Consider the following 18,531-nt stretch of genomic DNA (forward strand, 5'->3'; position numbering starts at 1 on the left):
TTCCGGAGTCCCTGTCCGGAATCTTTCTCCTGTTCCCCGGGCCCACCGGCCCTGATCTGCCCGCTTCCGGAAGCCCCCGCCTCCGACTCCTGATCCCCATTCACCCGGAAATCCCCACTCCATCCGCCGGCGTCATTCGCCCAGCTTCATGGCAATGGCAATCCCAGCCGCCAGCGCAAGCACCCCTGTGAGGAAGCTCACCACGGTCAGGGCCGGGAATGTTCCCATCAGCAGAATCGCAATGGGCGAAGATACAATCAGTCCGATAATTGCCCAGTAGGCGTACAGAGGAAACTTCTCGAAAATAATCTCCACCAGCTTCGCGATACCGAAGATTCCCGCCACCACACCGATGCCGAAGGGAATCAGAATCCCGCATCCCGTGAGTATCCCGTCCATATCAAAAGCGGCAAGGGCCGTAAAAAAGTCCTTCACGGCGTTCAGCACCGGATAGTAAAAGCCCATCAGCATCAAGACCATGGAACCGCTGACCCCGGGGATCACCATGGTAGCGGAAGTGATAATCCCCACCCCCACCAGCTTCACCGCATTGACCAGGCTGAAGGACAAATCCGCCGCCTTACCTTCCGTCTCTCCCATGGCGGCCATCCCCACCACCAGCGCAAAGAAAAAGACACAGGCCGCAAGCGGTCCCACCTTGACGCCCTTCCCCTTCACTTTCTTCCACACGGCGGGGAGACCGCCCAGAATCAGTCCGATAAACAGCAGATTGGTCTGAATGGGAAAATGCTCAAAAAGGTACGTGAGGCCGAAGGAACTGCCTGCCACAGCCACCACCATACCCACTGCAATGGGCAGCAGGAACAATATACTTTTCTTCAGCTCGCTGAACAAATGTGTAATACAGTGAATCAGTTTGTCATAAATTCCCATGGAGACCATCATAGTGCCTCCGCTGACTCCGGGTATAATATTTGCAATCCCGATTACCACTCCCTTGAAAAAACTCTTAATCATTGAAATTCTCCATTCCTTCCTTCATTGATATCTTATTGATTATACTCATTTTCTATCCGTTCGTCCATCAAATTTCCATAACAATTTTCTTTTTGTCTTCATAAAGTACCTCCAATCACTCCTCCATATGCGGAAATCCTTCACTTCCAACGAGAACCTTTTTCCCATCAAAAGCGAAACCGTATTTCCGTATCCTCTCCTTCGGAATACCAATAGCCCGCAGATTCGTTTCATACTGTTTATCCTCTATCTGCCGCAGGGCATTTTGCATGGTCTCCTCCAGATTTTTTTCTCTTCTGAAATTGTAAACCTTAAACTCAATGATGATGGCATCCTCTTCAGATGACAGCGGCTCCAGCAGCACGTCATATCTCCCGAACCCGCTCTCCCGATTGGAAGTGATCACATATCTGTCCCTTAAATCTATTATGAGTCCCAATACAAAGCCATGGTAAAAGCGTTCCGGCTCTGCCTTCCCCGACACCCGCCTGCCGGTGTCAAAGGAACTGAATGTCTCCGCCGCCACCCGGCCCATGTACTCATTCATGGCGTCCACATCTCCCTGAAGCAACGCTTTTATGAAATCATTGTAATCCGATTTCACCACTCCAAACCATCCCCGAACCATGTTCTGGAACATGATCTTCACTTCCAGGTTCGTCAGTTCCAGTTCATACTTCGGTTCTGTAATCTCTTTCGGTCCGTATTTTTCATAATTTACCACTTTTAAATAACCGCTTGCCAGCAGCAGACTCCAAATAGCCTGTTCATTGTCATCCAGTTGATCGTATACAATCTGCTCATCTATGGGCGTTATCAGACGTTCTCCATCCAGCAGGGCTTCAAAGGAAGTCTTGATGTCTTTGCTGCCCTGTCGGATCAGTTTGCCCACCAGGCCGTTAGAGCTGGTGTTGGCCCAGTGGGTGGTGAAAATTTCTTTGTCCAGAAAGTTTAAAATAGACCAGGGATTATAAATATCCTTATGTGTTCCAAAAGTAAAGCCGTCATACCACTGCTTTACCTTTGCTTTCATATCCCCCAGCCCGCATTCTTCCAGCGCTGTAAAGACCTCCTGTTCCGTAAAGCCAAAGGAAGTGACATATTTATCCGATGTAGTAGTCACTACCTCCAGATTATTTAAATCTGAAAAAATCGACTCCAATGCTTCGCAAGAAGCTATGCTCACTCTGGTAATTCCCGTCATGATTCCACGCTCCAGCCAGGGGTTGGTCTTAAATGTGGAATTAAAAAGGCTTCTGGTAAAAGCCACCAGATCCGTCCAGTATCCATCCACATAAGCTTCCTGCATGGGCGTATCGTACTCATCCAGCAGAATGATCACTTTTTTCCCATAATACCGGTGCAGATAATCCGACAGCTGATACAAAGCCAGGCTTGCGTCACTGTCGCTCATATTTACAGAAACCCGGTCAAAATACTCCCGGTCCCCGTCTGTCAGGACACTGCTGTCCCGCAGGAAAGAATATTTAATGTACAAATTTTTCAAAAGCTGGCAGATTTTTTCCCTGGTATTGGCATAATTAATCTCCTTCACATTAGCAAAGGACAGGCTGATCACCGGATATGTCCCCTGAATAGCCCGGTATTCCTCCTGTTCCCAGATGGACACCCCCTCAAACAGGTCGGCCCGTCCCGCATAGTCTACGGAGAAGAACTGCTCAACCATACTCATAGTCAGTGTTTTTCCAAATCTCCGGGGACGGGTGATCAGGGTAACACTGTCCCTGCTATCCCACCATTCCTTGATAAAAGCCGTCTTGTCAATATAAAAGCAGCCTTTTTCAATAATCTCATTATAATTCTGAATCCCGATTCCGACTATACGCGCCATTTTCCCCGCCTCCTGACAGAGCCTTTTTGCAATAACTTCTTTGCCTTAGTATAGCGAATCTTTGCGAAAAATACAAGGCAGGATTTTTTGCCATATTCCAGGTTTCGAACGCATCCATGAAACTGTCCGTTCCATCCGGAGTTGCAAAGAAAATACATGTCGGTCTGCCATCCTCAAATAATATAAAAGGTCTGTCCAGATTTCCCATCACACTCTCCTGGCCATTGTCTCACAGCACTTTCCTCAAGTAAGCACAATATCCCCGTTTCAGATCCCAGTGCAGGCATTCTTGATTTCCCCGTCCTATCTGTCCAAACAGTTTAAGGACCAGACGGGAATCAGCCCCTCTCCTACCTGTTGTCCCTTCGCATAGCAAAAAGCCGTGACCTTCTTGTAAATACGGACGAAACGGTTTCCAAAATAGCAGAAAAATGCGGATTTTTAAGCAACGAGGTGTTTATTAGAAGCTTTAAGAATGAAAACGCCGTTCCTGTAAGCAATAACGGACTGAGGCATACCGCCTACGAGGATGTACTGGCGGAAATCGTTCATGATCTTTCGGTGAAGAGCTGCCCCAAGAGGTTTCTTTGTTTCAAAGCAATGCCGAATCAGCGGATAGGTCGCCTCGTCGCCCATTGCCCATTGCCCAAAGGAACTCTTCAAAGTCCGGCGGAAACATCTCGATGTGTTCTCGGATATTGCTGGACCTCATCAAGGGTGATCAGCTATCTCAGAATTTCTTTCTATCAGGTTTATTATACCAATACGTACGCACAACAGCAATGCATCTTGCTTTTCTTTTTTTGGAAATTCCATCTTTACCTTATACGAAAGCCTTTGACCGCTTTCCCATCTTTAGTATAAGCAGATCCGGCAGGCCATACACAATATGCGCCATCTCCAGGCGTCCGGGAGATGGCATCAGTTCACAGGCTGTTCACATATTCTTTCAGGAAATCCAGCAGACGGTCCATTTCCTCGTCCGTACCCACAGTGATACGCATATATTCCGATATCCTGGGCTTATTCCAGTACCGCACATAGATATCCGCCTGCCGGAGCGCCCTGAAAATCTGTTCCGCAGGAATGCTCTCATGGGCGGCAAAAATAAAATTGGCCCTGGAATCCGGAAAGGAAAATCCCAGCTCCTTCAACTCTTTTTTCACTCGTTCCCTTGTGGTGATAATCTTCGCCGTGGTCTCTCTGAACCAGGCATCGTCTCTCACCGCCTCCGCTCCCAGAATCTGAGAAGGCAGATTCATGGTGTAGGAGTTGAAAGAAAACTTCACATCATTCAGGTATCCAATCAGCTTCTCACTGCCGATGCAGAAGCCGATCCGCAGACCGGCCATGGCTCTGGATTTGGAAAAGGTCTGCACAACCAGCAGATTGTCGTACTTTTCCACCAGAGGCAACGCCGATACGCCGCCGAAATCCACGTAAGCCTCGTCCACAATCACCACCGCATCCTGATTGGCCCTGATGATCTCCTCCACTGTCCCCAGGCTCTCCAAAAGCCCGGTAGGCGCGTTGGGGTTGGGAAATATCACGCCGCCGTTGGGCTGTCTGTAATCCTCCGGGCGTATGTGCCAGTTTTCATCCAGTGCACAGGTTTTATAAGGAATCCTGTAAAGCTCTGCCCATACATCATAAAAGGAATAAGTCACATCGGGAAACAGTATGGGCTGATTTCCGTTGAAAAATGTCATGAACGCCAGGGACAGCACATCGTCGGACCCCACTCCCACGAACACCTGGGATGGTTTCACGCCATAATACGCCGCCAGCGCATTCACCAGCACAGAGGTATTCGGGTCCGGATACAGCCGCAGAGCCTCCCAGTCCATCTCCGCCGCCAGCCTGGCCACCCCGGGCGCCGGCGGGTAAGGGCATTCGTTGGTATTTAATTTGATGATATTTTTCTTTTGAGGCTGTTCTCCCGCCACATAAGGGGTTACTCTCCGTACCTTTTCTTCCCAGCTCATCTTTTCTCTCCGTCTCTTTTTGTCTTATTTTCCGTTATCGATTTTATCCTGTTTATCACTGTCAGAATTCCGACTTCCGGTTCCTGCTGATGCCCGACTGTGAATTTCATTCCTTTAAGGACAATAAATCTGCTTTGAATTTATCATAATCAAATCTGCCTTTAGAGCAAATCCGTTTCACTGCCGCAAGAATCATTTCTTTAGTCTGTTCTACTTTCCCTGAACTATCCGCTTTGTAATAATTTTCAAGTATGTAAAATATCGCTGTATTCTCTGTCCTTAAAAAAATTATATGCTTTCCGGCAGAACTTATATACTTCATCGTCCATACCATAATGCTCTTTGAAATAGGCAGGTGCGTTTATATTTAATTCCATAATTCACTCCATATTCCAATTCTGGATCAGCTTACAGATTTCAGCCGCGCCTGCGCAGCTCCTCCCTGTAAACCTGCACCTGTTCCGGACATCCCAGCTGCTCATAGCAGCGAGTCAGCCCCTCCAGGCTCTCCCGGCCTCCGGCCTGCAGATTCAGGATGGGCGAGGTCTCATACACCGCGTTGTAATACCACACCGCGGCCTCCTCCCAGTCTTCGTTACCCTCATAAAAATGGCCCATCTCACAGCAGATCTCCGAACATGCCTCCTCCGCAATCACTTTGGAAGTGTATTTGAAAAAAGTAATGGTATCTCCCGCCAGTCTGGCCGCCTTCGCCACCACGCAGCAGGCCTGGGCCATCTCCTCGCCGTCCCGCTCATTGTCCGCCGCGGACTCCAGAAATATATCTGCCGCCTGAGCAAAATCCTCCTCATCCCCTGCCAGCATCAGCTCCCTGGCATAGAGGCCGTGCAGGCGCTTTGACAGACGATACCCATTGATACAATGTCTGTGAAAATTTTCCAGATCACGCTTTGCATGGCTTTCCGCCGGCAAATGGGTGATGACAATATCGCTGTCATAAATAACAGGCGTCAGCCGCACTGTCTCATGGATAGGCGCCTCCCAGACGAAATCCCGTTTTCTTTTGAAAAGTTTGGGACGATATTCCTCGTCAAAATTGTAAACCGTTCCAAACTGCAGCTGATTGGCATACTTCATCTGCACAATCTCTATCTCGGGAAGCAGTGTCTCCTTCAGCAGGCGGAATTTCTCCCTGTTTTCCGGAGACAGTACCTCATCTGCATCCGCAGAATAAATATATTCCATACTGGCTTTGGAAAATGCAAAGTTTCTGGCGGCGCTGAAATCATCCACCCACGGAAAGTCATAGACATGCTCTGTATATCGTCCGGCAATCTCCTTTGTGGCATCTGTGGAGCCCGTATCCGCAATGATGATCTCGTCTGCCAGCTCAGCCACACTGTCCAGACATCTGGCCAGTATTTTTTCTTCATTTTTAACAATCATACACAGGGAAATCGTAATCATTTGCTTCCTCTTCCTGCCTTTATTCGCCGGCTGTGCCGCTGTGATACTTTGATGACTTTTACCCCGGGGTAAATGACTTACCCCTTTTACCCCACCTGTGCGGAATTTACCTCACCCAATTTGCAGTTCGACAAAATGCGCTTTTACAAATAAAATCCATGCTTTTCAGTGCGGAGCGGCCACATTAGAGCAGCCTCAAAAGCTGTACCAGCTCATGAGATTCGTCCGTATCTGATGCGTTCTGTCTGGTATCAAACAGTGAAAAACGGTTATAGCGGTAAAATGATAACAGCTTTTCCTTATTTTCAGCTTCTAAGAAGGTCACTACGCCTCCACCCAAATACTGTATCTCTTTAATTTTGTTCCATGCCAGTACGAGTAATTCTTCACCAGTAATTTTTTTGTCTACACCATTGATAAAATTTTTGCCAAGTTGGGCAATAAGGTATGCAGACATGGTATATGTATCTGATTTTTCATCCCATTCACTGACACGCAGCAGCTTTTTCTTTACGGTATTGCTTACTGTTTCTCCCCTTACTGTTAAAGGTTTTAATGCAAGGGTAAAATACCCTACCAGCACCATGCTGTTTATGTCAAATATAAGATATGTAACCGACTGATTCTTTTTCGTAAACTCTATTGAACTTTTTTTCAAAAAACGCTCAACATCCGGATTTCGCGGACAAGAAAAACTGGAGAGAACTTGAAGAAGTCTGCTCTCTCCGAGTTTTGGATTATCACTATTAAGATAACGCCGAATGTTGATAACTGAATACCTATTTGTTTCCAACATTTGCTTTCTCCCATTTTGTCATAAATTCAAGCAGTTCTGCATCATCTGTTATTTCGCTTGCTGCTACTGGTATATGAACAGGACGGTTCTTGGCAGATTCTTCAATCGCATTGACAAACATCTCCACCTGTTCCTTGCCGGAAATGACAAAATTCTTTGTGATACTTGAAGTTGCCATAATAAACACCTCCTTTGTTAGTACATGACTAAAGTCTGCTTACAGACTTTAGTATGAGTTCTTCCGTTTCAATTCATACTTTTCTATCTTTATTTTATTATTTTATATCAGTTAACGCAACAAATCTTTTATGAATTTTTTATAACTTATTTTCCCCTTAATAGAGCGTGTTTGAAAATGCAGTCCACATGACACCGGCCTTTTAAATATAATTTATAGTTGAGATTTAACCCGGAACATGCTATAATCAGATTATTGAAATGAAACTTCAAGGCGATTTAAATCGTTTTTCATCTGGGAGTGAGCTGTATTTATTCTATTAAGGAGGCGTTCTGTTATGTTCATTGTTTTAGGCGGCGGATTGTTAATCATTATTATCGCAGTGATTGTTTCCGTAATTTCCAGTGTGGTTTCGGCTGTTGCCGCCGACTCGGATATAGAGTCATAAGGATTATTTCTTATTTTATTAGAACAGAGTCCGCGGGCTGTGAATCCCTTCACAGCCCGCGGACTCTGTTTTTTCAATGCTTTTAGTGCTTTTATTACTCTGTCTGCGTGATGGCAAGGATCTCCACCGCAATCGAAATCGCCCGAACCATCGTCTCCAGCGGCATACTCGCCGTCTGATCATCCGTCTGCTCCGGCAGATACGGCACATGAATAAATCCTGCACGGACTGCCGTCCCCGCATAATGATGCAGCAAAGTATATAGCAGATCATTGCACACATACACTCCCGCGGAATAGGACAGGGCGCAGGAAATTCCTTCCTTTTTCACTGCCTCCATGATTTCCCGCACAGGAATCGTGGAGAAATAAGCAGCCGGACCTCCGGCGACCACCGGCTGGTTCCGGGGAGTCTTCCCCGCATTGTCCGGCAGGGAAGCCTCTCTCAGGTTAATCCCCACCACCTCCGGCGTGACGGCCTTACGGCCGCCTGCCTGTCCCACACACAGGATGGCCTCCGGACAGACTTCCGCCGCTTTCTGCAGAACGGTTTCCGCGGCTTCCCCGAATATGACCGGCAGCCGCAGTTTTACCAGCTCACAATCGTCAATCGCATCCGGCAGCCTTTTCACTGCCTCCCAGGACGGATTGATACTATCCTTTCCAAAAGGGTCAAAGCCCGTGATGAGAAGTTTCCTCGTCATATCTGCTCCTTTTGCACTCATTTCTTCCGAAAATGCAGATAGAAATGTCCCGCCTGCGCTCTTGTATCAACGGCCAGAAGTCCCGCCGCCACACACATTTCCTCTATGGACGCTCTGTCCTGGGTATCCATTTTCACCACACCGTATGTTGTGTGAATCTGTTCTCCGGGAAGAGAGATATCAAGCTCCGCACAGAACGGCTCCGGGTACGCGGAAAGTATTTCCGCATCCCATATGTACAGACGGCCGCCCGGTCTCAGAACTCTGGCCGCTTCCCGGAGAGCCTGTCTCTGCTCCTCCCTCTGCATATACATCAGGGTATAGAAAAAGGTAACGTTACAGAACCGATTATCCTCAAAGGTCAGCGCCGTCCCGTCCATCAGCATTTTTTCATAACCGCCGGGCGCCTCGTCCAGCTCTTCCTGACAATTGTCGATCGCCGTCACCTGGCTGCCGTACAGCCGGCCCAGAATCCCTTCGCCGCCACCGCCGATATCGAGTATGCTTCCCTCTATCTCCTGCACCAGCTCAATTTTCATCCCCATTATGCCAGCTCAACCTCCAGATGCAGCACGCTGCAGGCCGGAATGGTAAAGCTTATCCGATCCTCCTTCACCGTGATGGCGGAGAATGCCTCCTCGTGCACCTGGTCAGGCTCATCGAAGGTATTGTGTGCCTGCATCTTCCCTGTGAGCACCGTACCTTTAACCGCCTTTACCTGGCTGTCCGCGAAAATGCTCTCGATGTCCTCCGCCTCGTCCAGAGACAGATTGGTCAGGGTCAGATGAAGCTTTCCGTCCTGAGACTGAGACACAGACTCTGTCAGGTTGGGCACTTTGTTCTCCTCTTCCTGTCCCACTTCTCTGGTCTCCACGAAGGATTCCACCAGCTCCGCGTCCTGATGTACCTGATACATATGGAACGCATACCAGGTAGGTGTCTTCACCATCCGCTTTCCATCGGTCAGAAGCACGGACTGAAGCACGTTCACCATCTGGGCGATATTGGCCATCTTCACCCGGTCACAGTTCTTGTTGAACAGGTTCAGGTTAATGCCTGCCACCAGCGCGTCTCTCATGGTATTCTGCTGATACAGGAAACCGGGGTTGGTGCCGGGCTCCACATCATACCAGGTTCCCCATTCGTCAATCACCATGCCGATTTTCTTCTCGGGATCATACTGGTCCATTATGGCTCCGTGCCTTTTGATCAGTTCTTCCATCTTCAAAGTGGCCTTCAGTGTGCGGTAATATTCCTTCTCGTCAAATTCCAGAGCGGAGCCTTTCTTGCCCCAGTCGCCGGGCACTGTGTAATAGTGCAGGGACAGCCCGTTCATAAATCCGCGGCCATGGTCGAAAGTGGTCTCCAGCACCTTATCCGTCCAGTGATAATCCCCGGCATTCGCCCCACAGGCAATCTTGTAGACAGGCTTCTCTCTGTCGTAATTGCGTATGTAGGTCTGATATCTGCGGTACAGATCTCCATAGTATTCCGGGCGCATATTGCCGCCGCAGCCCCAGTTCTCATTGCCCACGCCGAAATAATCCACGGTCCAGGCTTCCTCATGACCATTCTTCTTGCGCAGGTCTGCCATGGGAGAGACCCCTTCAAAAGTCATATACTCTACCCATTCGCTCATCTCCTGCACCGTTCCGCTGCCCACATTGCCGTTGATGTAAGTCTTGCAGCCAACCTGTCTGCACAGCTCCATAAACTCGTGAGTTCCGAAGCTGTTGTCCTCCACCACACCGCCCCAGTGGGTGTTGATCATCTTCTTCCGGCCTTCTTTGGGACCGATGCCGTCCTTCCAGTGATATTCATCGGCAAAGCAGCCGCCCGGCCAGCGCAGCACAGGCACATGAATCTCCTTCAGCGCCTCCACCACATCCGTGCGCATGCCGTTCACGTTGGGGATGTCTGAATTTTCCCCCACATAAATACCTTCATAGATACATCTTCCCAGATGCTCGGAAAAATGTCCCTGCAGTTCCGGGTTCAGATGTCCTTTTTTTACTTTTGGGTTTACATATAATTTCGCCATAATTCTTTGTCGCTCCTCTCTGTCTCTTTACCTTTTTCATGCCCTTCCCATCCCCCGACTTTTACCGCCCGCAGGCATTCCTGGATGATTTCCTTAAATCCATTTTTCTCTGAGCACACAATTCTCTGGCCTCTTCTTCGGTAAAACCAAAAAATCCTGCCAGTTGTCTCAAGAAATTTCTGTATATCCAGCCGAATCACATGATGGCGGTTCAAATGCTCCTGGAAAGCCTCTCCTGTTTTCGCTTTCCGTCCTTCAAACAACGCTGCCGAGTTGCAGCCTCTGCTGTAATATGCCGTCAGCATATCTGCTGCCATGGATTTGCCAAAACGGCGGGGACGGCTGACACACAGATAACCGTTCATTGTGTCAATCCTGTTGTTCACTACGGTAATCAGATCCGTCTTATCTATATAGATTTCAGAATTCAAGGCTCTTACAAAAGCCTTATTTCCCGGATTTACATAAATCCCCATATTCTGCTCCCTTCATGACCACATTCTCCCAACCGTCGTCTCTCAGGCATACTGCTGATTTCTTTTCCCGGCACAGCATATTCAAAAGCTGCCAGAATGCATGTCCTGCACCCTGACAGCTCCTGCTTCATACTTCGTCTTAATTAAGCGAAAGGATTCTCCGTCGGATAGAGCACACCCTTCGGCTGATTGTAATTCAGATCTTCCACGGGTACGCCGATATACTTGAATACTTCATACAGAGCCTTTCCGAAATGACCGAAGGCCACCGCACCGTGATGAGGGTAGTTCTTCTCAATCAGTACATGACGGTAGAAACGTCCCATCTCCGGAATGGCGAACACACCGATGCCGCCGAAGGATCTGGTGGCCACCGGAAGCACCTCGCCCTGTGCGATATAAGCGCGCAGCTTGTTGTCAGCTGTGGACTGCAGACGGTAGAAGGTGATGTCGCCGGGAATGATATCTCCCTCCAGAGTCCCCTGGGTCACTTCCTCGGGAAGCGTTCTGGCCATGATCATCTGGTACTTCATGTTGCAGGAAGAAAGCTTCTTCGTATTGGTATTGCCGCAGTGGAAGCCCATGAATGTCTCGTTGTGGGTATAGTCATACTTTTTGTTGATGGACTCTTCGTACATGTCATCAGGCACGGTATTGTTGATATCCAGCAAAGTGACAATATCCTCGCTGACGCAGGTGCCGATGAACTCGCTCAGGCAGCCATAGATATCCACTTCACAGGATACGGGGATTCCCATGCCGGTGAGACGGCTGTTCACATAGCAGGGAACGAAACCGAACTGGGTCTGGAATGCAGGCCAGCATTTTCCGGCGATTGCCACATACTTGCGGTATCCCTTATGTGCCTCAACCCAGTCCAGAAGAGTCAGCTCATACTGTGCCAGCTTGGGCAGTACCTCAGGCTTCTTGTTGCCCACGCCCAGCTCTTCTTCCATCTCTTTTACCTTGGCAGGGATTCTCTCGTCTCCCTCATGCTTTTTAAATGCCTCGAACAGATCAAGCTCGGAGTTCTCCTCGATCTCCACGCCCAGATTGTACAGCTGCTTGATGGGCGCGTTGCAGGCAAGGAAGTTCAGCGGTCTGGGACCAAAGGAAATAATTTTCAGGTCACTCAGTCCCACGATTGCTCTGGCAATGGGAACAAACTCATGAATCATGTCCGCACACTGCGCGGCGGTGCCCACGGGATTCTCAGGAATATAGGCTTTCACATTGCGCAGCTTCAGATTGTAGCTTGCATTCAGCATACCGCAGTAAGCGTCTCCGCGTCCGCCTACCAGATCATTCTGGGTCTCCTCGGCGGCAGCGATGAACATTGCCGGACCGTCAAAATGCTTCGCCAGAAGCGTCTCGGAAATCTCCGGGCCAAAGTTTCCAAGGTATACGCAAAGTGCGTTACATCCATTCGCTCTGATATCCTCCAGAGCCTGTACCATATGAATCTCGCTCTCTACGATACAGACGGGGCATTCATAGATGGCTTCCGTGCCGTATTTTGCCGTATAAGCCTCCACCAGAGCCTTCCTTCTGTTCACAGACAGACTCTCGGGGAAGCAGTCACGGCTTACCGCCACGATGCCGATTTTTACCTGTGGTAAATTGTTCATGTCTTAACCCTCCTAAAATATGATATGTATATTTAGATTATAACTGTTTTGTACCTAAATTTCCATAGTTTTATGAAAATACTTCGGATAAATTATATCACTTTGCCCAAAAGCCCGGTCACCGCCGTAAATCTGCCGGGACTTTATGCCAGAATCTCCGCGTAGATTCCGCCCAGTTCCCGCAGTCCCTCCGCCACCAGAGCGCCCATTCTCACCGCTCCCTCATAATGAAGATGTGTATTGTCCTTCATATCCTCCTGATAATTCTCATAGGTCCCGGCAGGGAAATACATAAACCATTTCCTGCTCTCTTCCTCTCCGGTACGCTCATACAGCACCCTGCTCTTCTCCGTCAGATCCACCACGGGGACATTTTCCCGTCTGCCCAGCGCAATCACCGCGCCGGGATATTCGCCATGACTGTTCCGGATGGTGCCGTCCGCCTGAAACAGCCTCCGGGACAAAGGCGTAATCAGAACCGGATGTGCACCCCTCTCCCTGGCCGCGTTCACATATATCATCAGATATTCCTGAAATGTAGTATGTGCTTCCGTGCGTCTCTCTTCGTCCGGTTTCTCATCATTGTGTCCGAACTGGATAAACAGGAAGTCTCCTCTCTCCATCACTTTCAGAGCCTCTGTCAACAGGCCTTCCTGATAAAAGCTTTTGGAGCTTCTCCCATTCCTCGCATAATCCAGAACAAGATACTCCCTTTTACAGTACCGGTCAAATTCCTGTCCGATGCCCGTCTGAGGATAGGTGTCCGCCTGGTTGAAGGCAACCGTGGAATCGCCCGCCCATATAATTTTGTTCATCGCGCCTCTTCTCCTTTTCTTTCGCAGCATTTCTGCCTTTGGTCAGTCTGTGCTGTCCCCTCTGATATCACAGTACCCTCAGTCCCCCACGGGACTGCCGCCTGCAAATACCTTCTCCTTTGTGTATTCTTCCGCTTCCTCATCCGTCAGCACATGGGCCCAGGAGACTCTTTCTCCTTCCGCACCGGGGCCTTCGTTGTGGTATTCTGCATAAAAAGCCGTTTCATGCGCTCGTTCTTTATCCCAGTCATGCCATCCCTCCCAACGGATATGGGAACCCAGATAGGAATTCAGGATCACCACTTTTGCAAAATCCCGCCAGGGCCTCCCCAGATAAATGCTGTTCTCCGGAGCTCCTCCCACAAAGCGGCAATGGGAAAATATATAACCGTATTTCTGCCCCTCCGGCGAGGACCCGGCAGTCACATAGCCTTCCTTCCGCGGAAGAGACTCCAGGGTACAGTTTTCAAAATAAGCCGTTGCACTGCCGAATATAAAATCCACCGTTCCGCAGATGTAACAGTTCTCATAATACTGCCGGCCATTTACCCGGGGTGCGAATTCTTTCGGCCCCCGGAAACCGCCGGGCATCACTTCCTTCGGCGGAAGCGGTCCTGTGAACAGTGTATCCTGTGCTCCCAGCAGTCTGCAGTTTTGCACCACAATTCCCTCTCCTTCCGCGTACAGAGCAATGGCCTGTCCCACAATGTTCTGAGGCGCCGCACTGTTTTCAATGGTAAGATTCACCAGCCGCACCCGGGGCGCGTCCACCAGCATGGTATAGCTGCGGAAAGTTCCCCTCTTCTCCCCGTCCGGCATAAGCGCATTGGCATAATCGTCATAGGTGATAATGGTATCCTCCGCACTCTCTCCCTCCAGAATCAGACCTTCCTGCCTGATTTCCAGCTTTTCATAATACACACCCGGAAAAATGTGTATAATCCGTTCTTCCTCTCCGCAATCCTGCGCATATTGCAGCGCCTCTCCGATTTTGTCGAACTGTCCGCCTTTTCCTACTGTCAGTCTCATATTCTGTCCCTTCTCCTGTTATCATTTTCTTTTCACAGCGGCTGCCGCCGCTTTTCGTCTGTCTGCGTCTAAACTCCCGTGCAGCCGGCCGCACCGCCGCACTGCAGCTGCTTCCCGCATTGTCCTCTCTGTCTCGTGACTTCATACATCATAATGGACGCCGCACAGCTGACATTGAAGGAAGATGCATAGGATGTCTCCGACATGGGAATGGTGCAGAGCACATCACAATATTCCTTAAAAGCCCGGTTCAGGCCCATGGTCTCATTTCCTGCCATGAGCAGAAGCGGCGCTGTCAGATCCACCTCCCAGATCGGCTTTTCGTTATGGGCTGTGGTTCCCAGCACAGTAAAATCCGGGAATCTGCGCTTCAGCTTTTCCAGATATCCGAAGAGCTCCCTGTTATCCTCCATCCGAATCACCGGCATATTAAAGAACGAACCCATCGCCGCCACAACCACCTCCGGGTCATACAAATCCACCGCATGTCCCGTGAGAATCAGCATATCCGCTCCAAGAGCATCACAGGAGCGTATCATCGTACCCAGATTCCCCTTGTTAGACGGTCTGTCAAACAACACGACAAACGGCCTTTCGGAAAGTTTCACACTCTCCAGTGAATCCTCCCTCATTCCGATTACCGCCATCAGCTCCGAGGTATCCTCCTTGCCGCTCAGCTCCCGCATCAGCTCCCCTGTCAGACAGTAGTTCATCTCTGTGTGGGTGCTCCTTATCATATCCTTCGCCCAGTCGGAAAGATTTGCCCTGTCATATAAAAAAGAATGGATTTCCCAATTATTTTTTACCGCCTCATTCAGGCTTCTCACGCCCTCCACCAGGAACTCATGATAGCGATAACGTTTATTACGATTTGTCTTCAGCACCTCGAACTTCTGGAACGTACTGTTTCTGCTGTATATTTTCGTCTCCTGCATCCCCGCCTCCGATCAGTTTCCACAACTGTTATCTCTATTTCAGCTTTTTGGACAGATAGATTACATGCTGTTTTTACAATACATCATAAAGCAGAAATTGTAAACACCTGTCTGAACTGTAGGTTACGGATTTTTCATCATACCGGCAGAAATGATGCAAAATATATGCCTGTAAATGTTATACTGAAAAGGAAAAGCGAGGTACCGACGATGAAAAAGAAAAAATGGATTTTTTGATTCCGGCAGTCTGTATTTTATTGCCGTTTGCGCTCACAGCCTGTAACCATCCGGGAGACAGTGCCTTTACAGGCAGCCCGGAGGACACAGAACCACAGTCTGAGACAGTCGACACTGCAGAAAATGAAGAAAAAGACAGTGAAGCAGAATATTCCGCGTTTGGCAGCGTCCCGTGGTTCAGGGATGATACCGGCAGCAGGACCCAGATGGCAGATGGCTGGATTTACGGCTACTGGGGCAGGCGGCTGTGCAGAATCAATATCGACACTCTGGAGGCAGAAACCCTTTATGAAGCGGCGTCTTCTCAGGATGGCTGTTTCTGTATCCAGGACGGGTATATTTATTTTCTCGAAAAAAGAAACATTGACTATCTGGATGGCGCCAAAGCGAATCTTAGGCGCATAAAATGCGATGGCTCCGATATGGTTCTGCTGGCGGAGAACATTCCCGTACAGGAATATCAGTTCTACAGAATGAATTTCCACGAAGATATTTTGTATCTCACCAGCGCCTACAGCGGCCCGGAAGATGATCTCTATTTCCGGATCTCAATGGACGGAACAGCCAGTCCGGTCGATGTCAGCGACACACTCTACGGCCTGCTTCCGGAAGGATATACAGATGCCTGTAAAACTTATAAATATAACAGCCTGCCTGATATCGCGTCCTGTATGACGCATTTTGGATATGCCTTTGTCACCGACAGCGCAGGCAGACTCTATCGCATCCTCCCCGAATCCGGAGAAAAGGAAGAATTTCCGCTGACCAGTCCGGAGTCCTCCGGGTATTTCTTTCTGACCAACGAAGCGCTGGTCTATAAACAGGACAGGGACATATGGTACGCCGCCAGTCTGGACCATCCTGAAACTGTGACCGAAATCGGAGAGCTTGCGTGCTACGGCATAAATTTCTGGGATGAAAAGGGAATGTACTATGCAAATCAGAGATACGATGAAGACGCCTTTCATCTGGAACGCCTGAACTGGGATGGAACAGGCGACCGGCTGCATTATGGAATCAGCCGGCCCACCACTTCCCTGTCCGCTGACGGTCTGGACTTTTTCTACTCAGACGGCACCTGGCTGTATTACAACAGGCTGCATCAGGGGGACAGTGCTGTCTATCGCGTCCAAATAGAAAATGATTCTGACTGTCTGCCGGAACTGGTTTATGTCTATTATGACAACCCTCTCAGGGATATCAGTGTCAGCGAAACCTTTGACACCACTTTTACTGTCAATGAAAGCGGCGCAAAGGGCAGCTTTTCCATGACAAAGGTATCCCTGACGGAACAGACGCCTGCCGCCGCCGGCATCAATCAGTTTCTGGAGACACTGTATGAGGAACAAAGCCACTATATAGAAGAACTGGCAGAATCCGTGCGGGAAACGGTCTCCTGGGAATGGCCGGAAGACGACTGGGCCAGCGGTACCATCGTGGAGCACAGCACCCATTTCTCCATCAGCTATCTGGACGACAATTATATCGTCCTCAGCAGAAACTGGTATGGATACTGGCAGGGCGCTGCTCACGGACTGCACGGAACCATAGAATATGTGTTCAGCCGTTCCACAGGCAAACAGCTGCAAATCACAGATGTGGTAAAAAATTCAGAGGCGGAAATCAAAGCCATCATCGGCCCCTATGTGGAGGCACAGGCAGAATGGGGCACTGACGGTGAGGACTGGGAAGCTGTTCTTCTGGAAGACGGACGATTCTTCCTGACCCCGGAAGGTATCGGAATGCATTTCGACGTATATGAAATGACAAGCTATGCTTCCGGAGGTCTGGATGTGATTGTTCCTTATGAAGAATTTGAAATGAGATAAATTTAATCTGTGGGCATATAGGTATCCAGGTACTCGGTGATTTTTTCCATGTACTTTTCATACTGGGCATTGTCGTTCTGCAGGCCATGGCCGGAATGTTCGAAGACAATGTATTCATGAGGAATAACATACTGCGTCAGCATACTGTCCAGCCGTCTGGAAGCGCCGAATGCCTGTGCCCTGTCCCATGCGCCATAGGCGCATACGGTGGGGACGGAATTCTCGTCGATCCACATAGCCGCGGAGATATCCTTTACCTGTTCCAGATAAGCCCCTGTGGCAAACATATCCGCTGTGATTTCTTTCCCTGCCATAACGGAAAACAGTCCTGCCAATCCACTGTAATCAGCATTCGGGTCTACAGGATTCGGATGGCCGGGGTCCGCTCCCATGTTAATCCAGTCCTCCAGATAGAAGCAGGACGGTCCCACAGCGCCGAAGGTCATTTTCACAGGGACCGGGGAGGTATCAGCGTCACGGTATGCGTACAGCATGGCAAGGGCATGACCTGCAGAACCGCCTGCCACCGCCATTTTGTCAATGTGATATCCTTTCTTTTCCGCTTCTGCAATCACAAAAGGGATGCTCTCCCGGATTTCCACAGACTGGGTATATACATTGGCGTCGGGATTCTTCTCGCCAAAAAGCGTATAGTTGATGCTCGCCGCCACATAGCCCCTGGCGCAGAGCCATTGAAGCATTTCCGCATCGCCGCTCTTATCGCCGCCGGTGAAGCCGCCGGGATGCAGGTAGACGACCAGACCATAGTTCTCCCTGCCGCTGTCGGCGGGGACATAAAGGTCGAACTTGTTAGCTTCCCCATCGCCATAGGAAAGATCTGTATAGACCGTTCCCATGGAGCTGTCCCAGCGGACCGTATATTTTCCTCCAAAAGGATCTGCCGTCATCTTCACCACGGCGGAAATGACAAAAGCAGCCATAAAAGCACCTGCATAGATAAATCCCCACATCATACGTCCTCTCCTTTTCATTTTCTCCCCGCTCATAGAAAATTCCCTCCGAACAATGTGCCGCCCAGAAGCAGGTTCATCACTGCTCTCACAGCCAGACGCCCCAGGACAACGGCGATTAAGACCACCACACTCAAAATGAGAATACGCTTTTGCATCAGTGACATTTTCAATACCCTCCCTTGACAGAATAACTCATATG

Annotated in this window: 18 protein-coding genes and 1 pseudogene; 2 read left to right on the forward strand and 17 right to left on the reverse strand. The window is 49.3% G+C overall.

The genetic code is table 11. The features are described 5' to 3' along the window. Window positions 1–132: 132 nt before the first annotated feature. Together NSB25_RS09950 and NSB25_RS09955 are read right to left on the reverse strand one after the other, a co-directional pair. Window positions 133–978, reverse strand: a complete 846-nt coding sequence (locus NSB25_RS09950; protein WP_103239489.1) for a DUF368 domain-containing protein — start codon at window positions 976–978, stop codon at window positions 133–135. 115 nt (window positions 979–1,093) lie between these two features. Then, window positions 1,094–2,830 (reverse strand): AAA family ATPase, encoded by a 1,737-nt coding sequence (locus tag NSB25_RS09955; RefSeq protein WP_103239488.1) that lies wholly within the window; start codon window positions 2,828–2,830, stop codon window positions 1,094–1,096. A 345-nt stretch (window positions 2,831–3,175) separates the two neighbouring features. On the opposite strand from NSB25_RS09955, the pseudogene NSB25_RS29920 reads away from it, so the two are divergent. Beyond that, window positions 3,176–3,694, forward strand: a pseudogene (locus NSB25_RS29920) (helix-turn-helix transcriptional regulator); the annotation flags it as partial. Between the two features lie 62 nt (window positions 3,695–3,756). Here NSB25_RS29920 and hisC read toward each other — a convergent pair. From hisC to NSB25_RS10020, 13 genes are all read right to left on the reverse strand, one after another. Then, complete coding sequence (gene hisC, locus NSB25_RS09960; protein ID WP_103239487.1) at window positions 3,757–4,815, reverse strand: histidinol-phosphate transaminase; 1,059 nt, start codon at window positions 4,813–4,815, stop codon at window positions 3,757–3,759. Window positions 4,816–5,060: 245 nt separating this feature from the next. Continuing rightward, on the reverse strand, window positions 5,061–5,192 hold the full coding sequence (locus NSB25_RS09965; protein WP_257479247.1) for a hypothetical protein: 132 nt from the start codon (window positions 5,190–5,192) through the stop codon (window positions 5,061–5,063). A 40-nt stretch (window positions 5,193–5,232) separates the two neighbouring features. Beyond that, window positions 5,233–6,243, reverse strand: coding sequence for a glycosyltransferase family 2 protein (locus NSB25_RS09970; protein WP_103239486.1), 1,011 nt, complete (start codon window positions 6,241–6,243; stop codon window positions 5,233–5,235). A gap of 184 nt (window positions 6,244–6,427) precedes the next feature. After that, window positions 6,428–7,039 (reverse strand): GNAT family acetyltransferase, encoded by a 612-nt coding sequence (locus NSB25_RS09975; RefSeq protein ID WP_103239485.1) that lies wholly within the window; start codon window positions 7,037–7,039, stop codon window positions 6,428–6,430. Continuing rightward, a complete protein-coding gene (locus NSB25_RS09980) occupies window positions 7,023–7,217 on the reverse strand; it encodes a hypothetical protein (RefSeq protein WP_103239484.1) in 195 nt (64 codons plus the stop codon). The genes NSB25_RS09975 and NSB25_RS09980 overlap by 17 nt, the downstream gene beginning before the upstream one ends. Before the next feature lie 542 nt (window positions 7,218–7,759). Then, a complete protein-coding gene (pcp, locus tag NSB25_RS09985) occupies window positions 7,760–8,368 on the reverse strand; it encodes a pyroglutamyl-peptidase I (protein WP_103239523.1) in 609 nt (202 codons plus the stop codon). Window positions 8,369–8,385: 17 nt separating this feature from the next. Beyond that, entirely contained in the window at window positions 8,386–8,913 is a 528-nt protein-coding gene (locus tag NSB25_RS09990) for a class I SAM-dependent methyltransferase (RefSeq protein WP_103239483.1), read from the reverse strand. Next, complete coding sequence (locus tag NSB25_RS09995) at window positions 8,913–10,409, reverse strand: alpha-N-arabinofuranosidase (RefSeq protein ID WP_103239482.1); 1,497 nt, start codon at window positions 10,407–10,409, stop codon at window positions 8,913–8,915. The genes NSB25_RS09990 and NSB25_RS09995 overlap by 1 nt, the downstream gene beginning before the upstream one ends. After that, window positions 10,391–10,885, reverse strand: coding sequence for an AAA family ATPase (locus NSB25_RS10000; RefSeq protein WP_103239481.1), 495 nt, complete (start codon window positions 10,883–10,885; stop codon window positions 10,391–10,393). Before NSB25_RS10000 ends, NSB25_RS09995 begins: the two co-directional genes overlap by 19 nt. Before the next feature lie 143 nt (window positions 10,886–11,028). Next, complete coding sequence (locus NSB25_RS10005; RefSeq protein WP_103239480.1) at window positions 11,029–12,513, reverse strand: L-fucose/L-arabinose isomerase family protein; 1,485 nt, start codon at window positions 12,511–12,513, stop codon at window positions 11,029–11,031. Window positions 12,514–12,656: 143 nt separating this feature from the next. Further along, on the reverse strand, window positions 12,657–13,328 hold the full coding sequence (locus NSB25_RS10010) for a rhamnogalacturonan acetylesterase (protein ID WP_103239479.1): 672 nt from the start codon (window positions 13,326–13,328) through the stop codon (window positions 12,657–12,659). Between the two features lie 78 nt (window positions 13,329–13,406). Continuing rightward, window positions 13,407–14,357 (reverse strand): pectinesterase family protein, encoded by a 951-nt coding sequence (locus NSB25_RS10015; RefSeq protein ID WP_103239478.1) that lies wholly within the window; start codon window positions 14,355–14,357, stop codon window positions 13,407–13,409. 68 nt (window positions 14,358–14,425) lie between these two features. Further along, a complete protein-coding gene (locus tag NSB25_RS10020) occupies window positions 14,426–15,292 on the reverse strand; it encodes a TrmH family RNA methyltransferase (RefSeq protein WP_103239477.1) in 867 nt (288 codons plus the stop codon). Window positions 15,293–15,516: 224 nt separating this feature from the next. Here NSB25_RS10020 and NSB25_RS10025 point away from each other — a divergent pair, with 224 nt between their 5' ends. Further along, window positions 15,517–17,358 (forward strand): DUF3298 domain-containing protein, encoded by a 1,842-nt coding sequence (locus NSB25_RS10025; RefSeq protein WP_103239476.1) that lies wholly within the window; start codon window positions 15,517–15,519, stop codon window positions 17,356–17,358. A 2-nt stretch (window positions 17,359–17,360) separates the two neighbouring features. Here NSB25_RS10025 and NSB25_RS10030 read toward each other — a convergent pair whose 3' ends face one another. Together NSB25_RS10030 and NSB25_RS10035 are read right to left on the reverse strand one after the other, a co-directional pair. Further along, window positions 17,361–18,365 carry an alpha/beta hydrolase gene (locus NSB25_RS10030; protein WP_103239475.1) on the reverse strand — a complete coding sequence of 335 codons (1,005 nt, stop codon included), beginning with the start codon at window positions 18,363–18,365 and terminating at the stop codon, window positions 17,361–17,363. Then, complete coding sequence (locus tag NSB25_RS10035) at window positions 18,362–18,496, reverse strand: hypothetical protein (protein ID WP_257479248.1); 135 nt, start codon at window positions 18,494–18,496, stop codon at window positions 18,362–18,364. Before NSB25_RS10035 ends, NSB25_RS10030 begins: the two co-directional genes overlap by 4 nt. Between the last annotated feature and the right edge of the window lie 35 nt (window positions 18,497–18,531).

The sequence above is a fragment of the Acetatifactor muris genome (assembly GCF_024623325.1).
Taxonomy (GTDB): Bacteria; Bacillota; Clostridia; order Lachnospirales; family Lachnospiraceae; genus Acetatifactor; species Acetatifactor muris.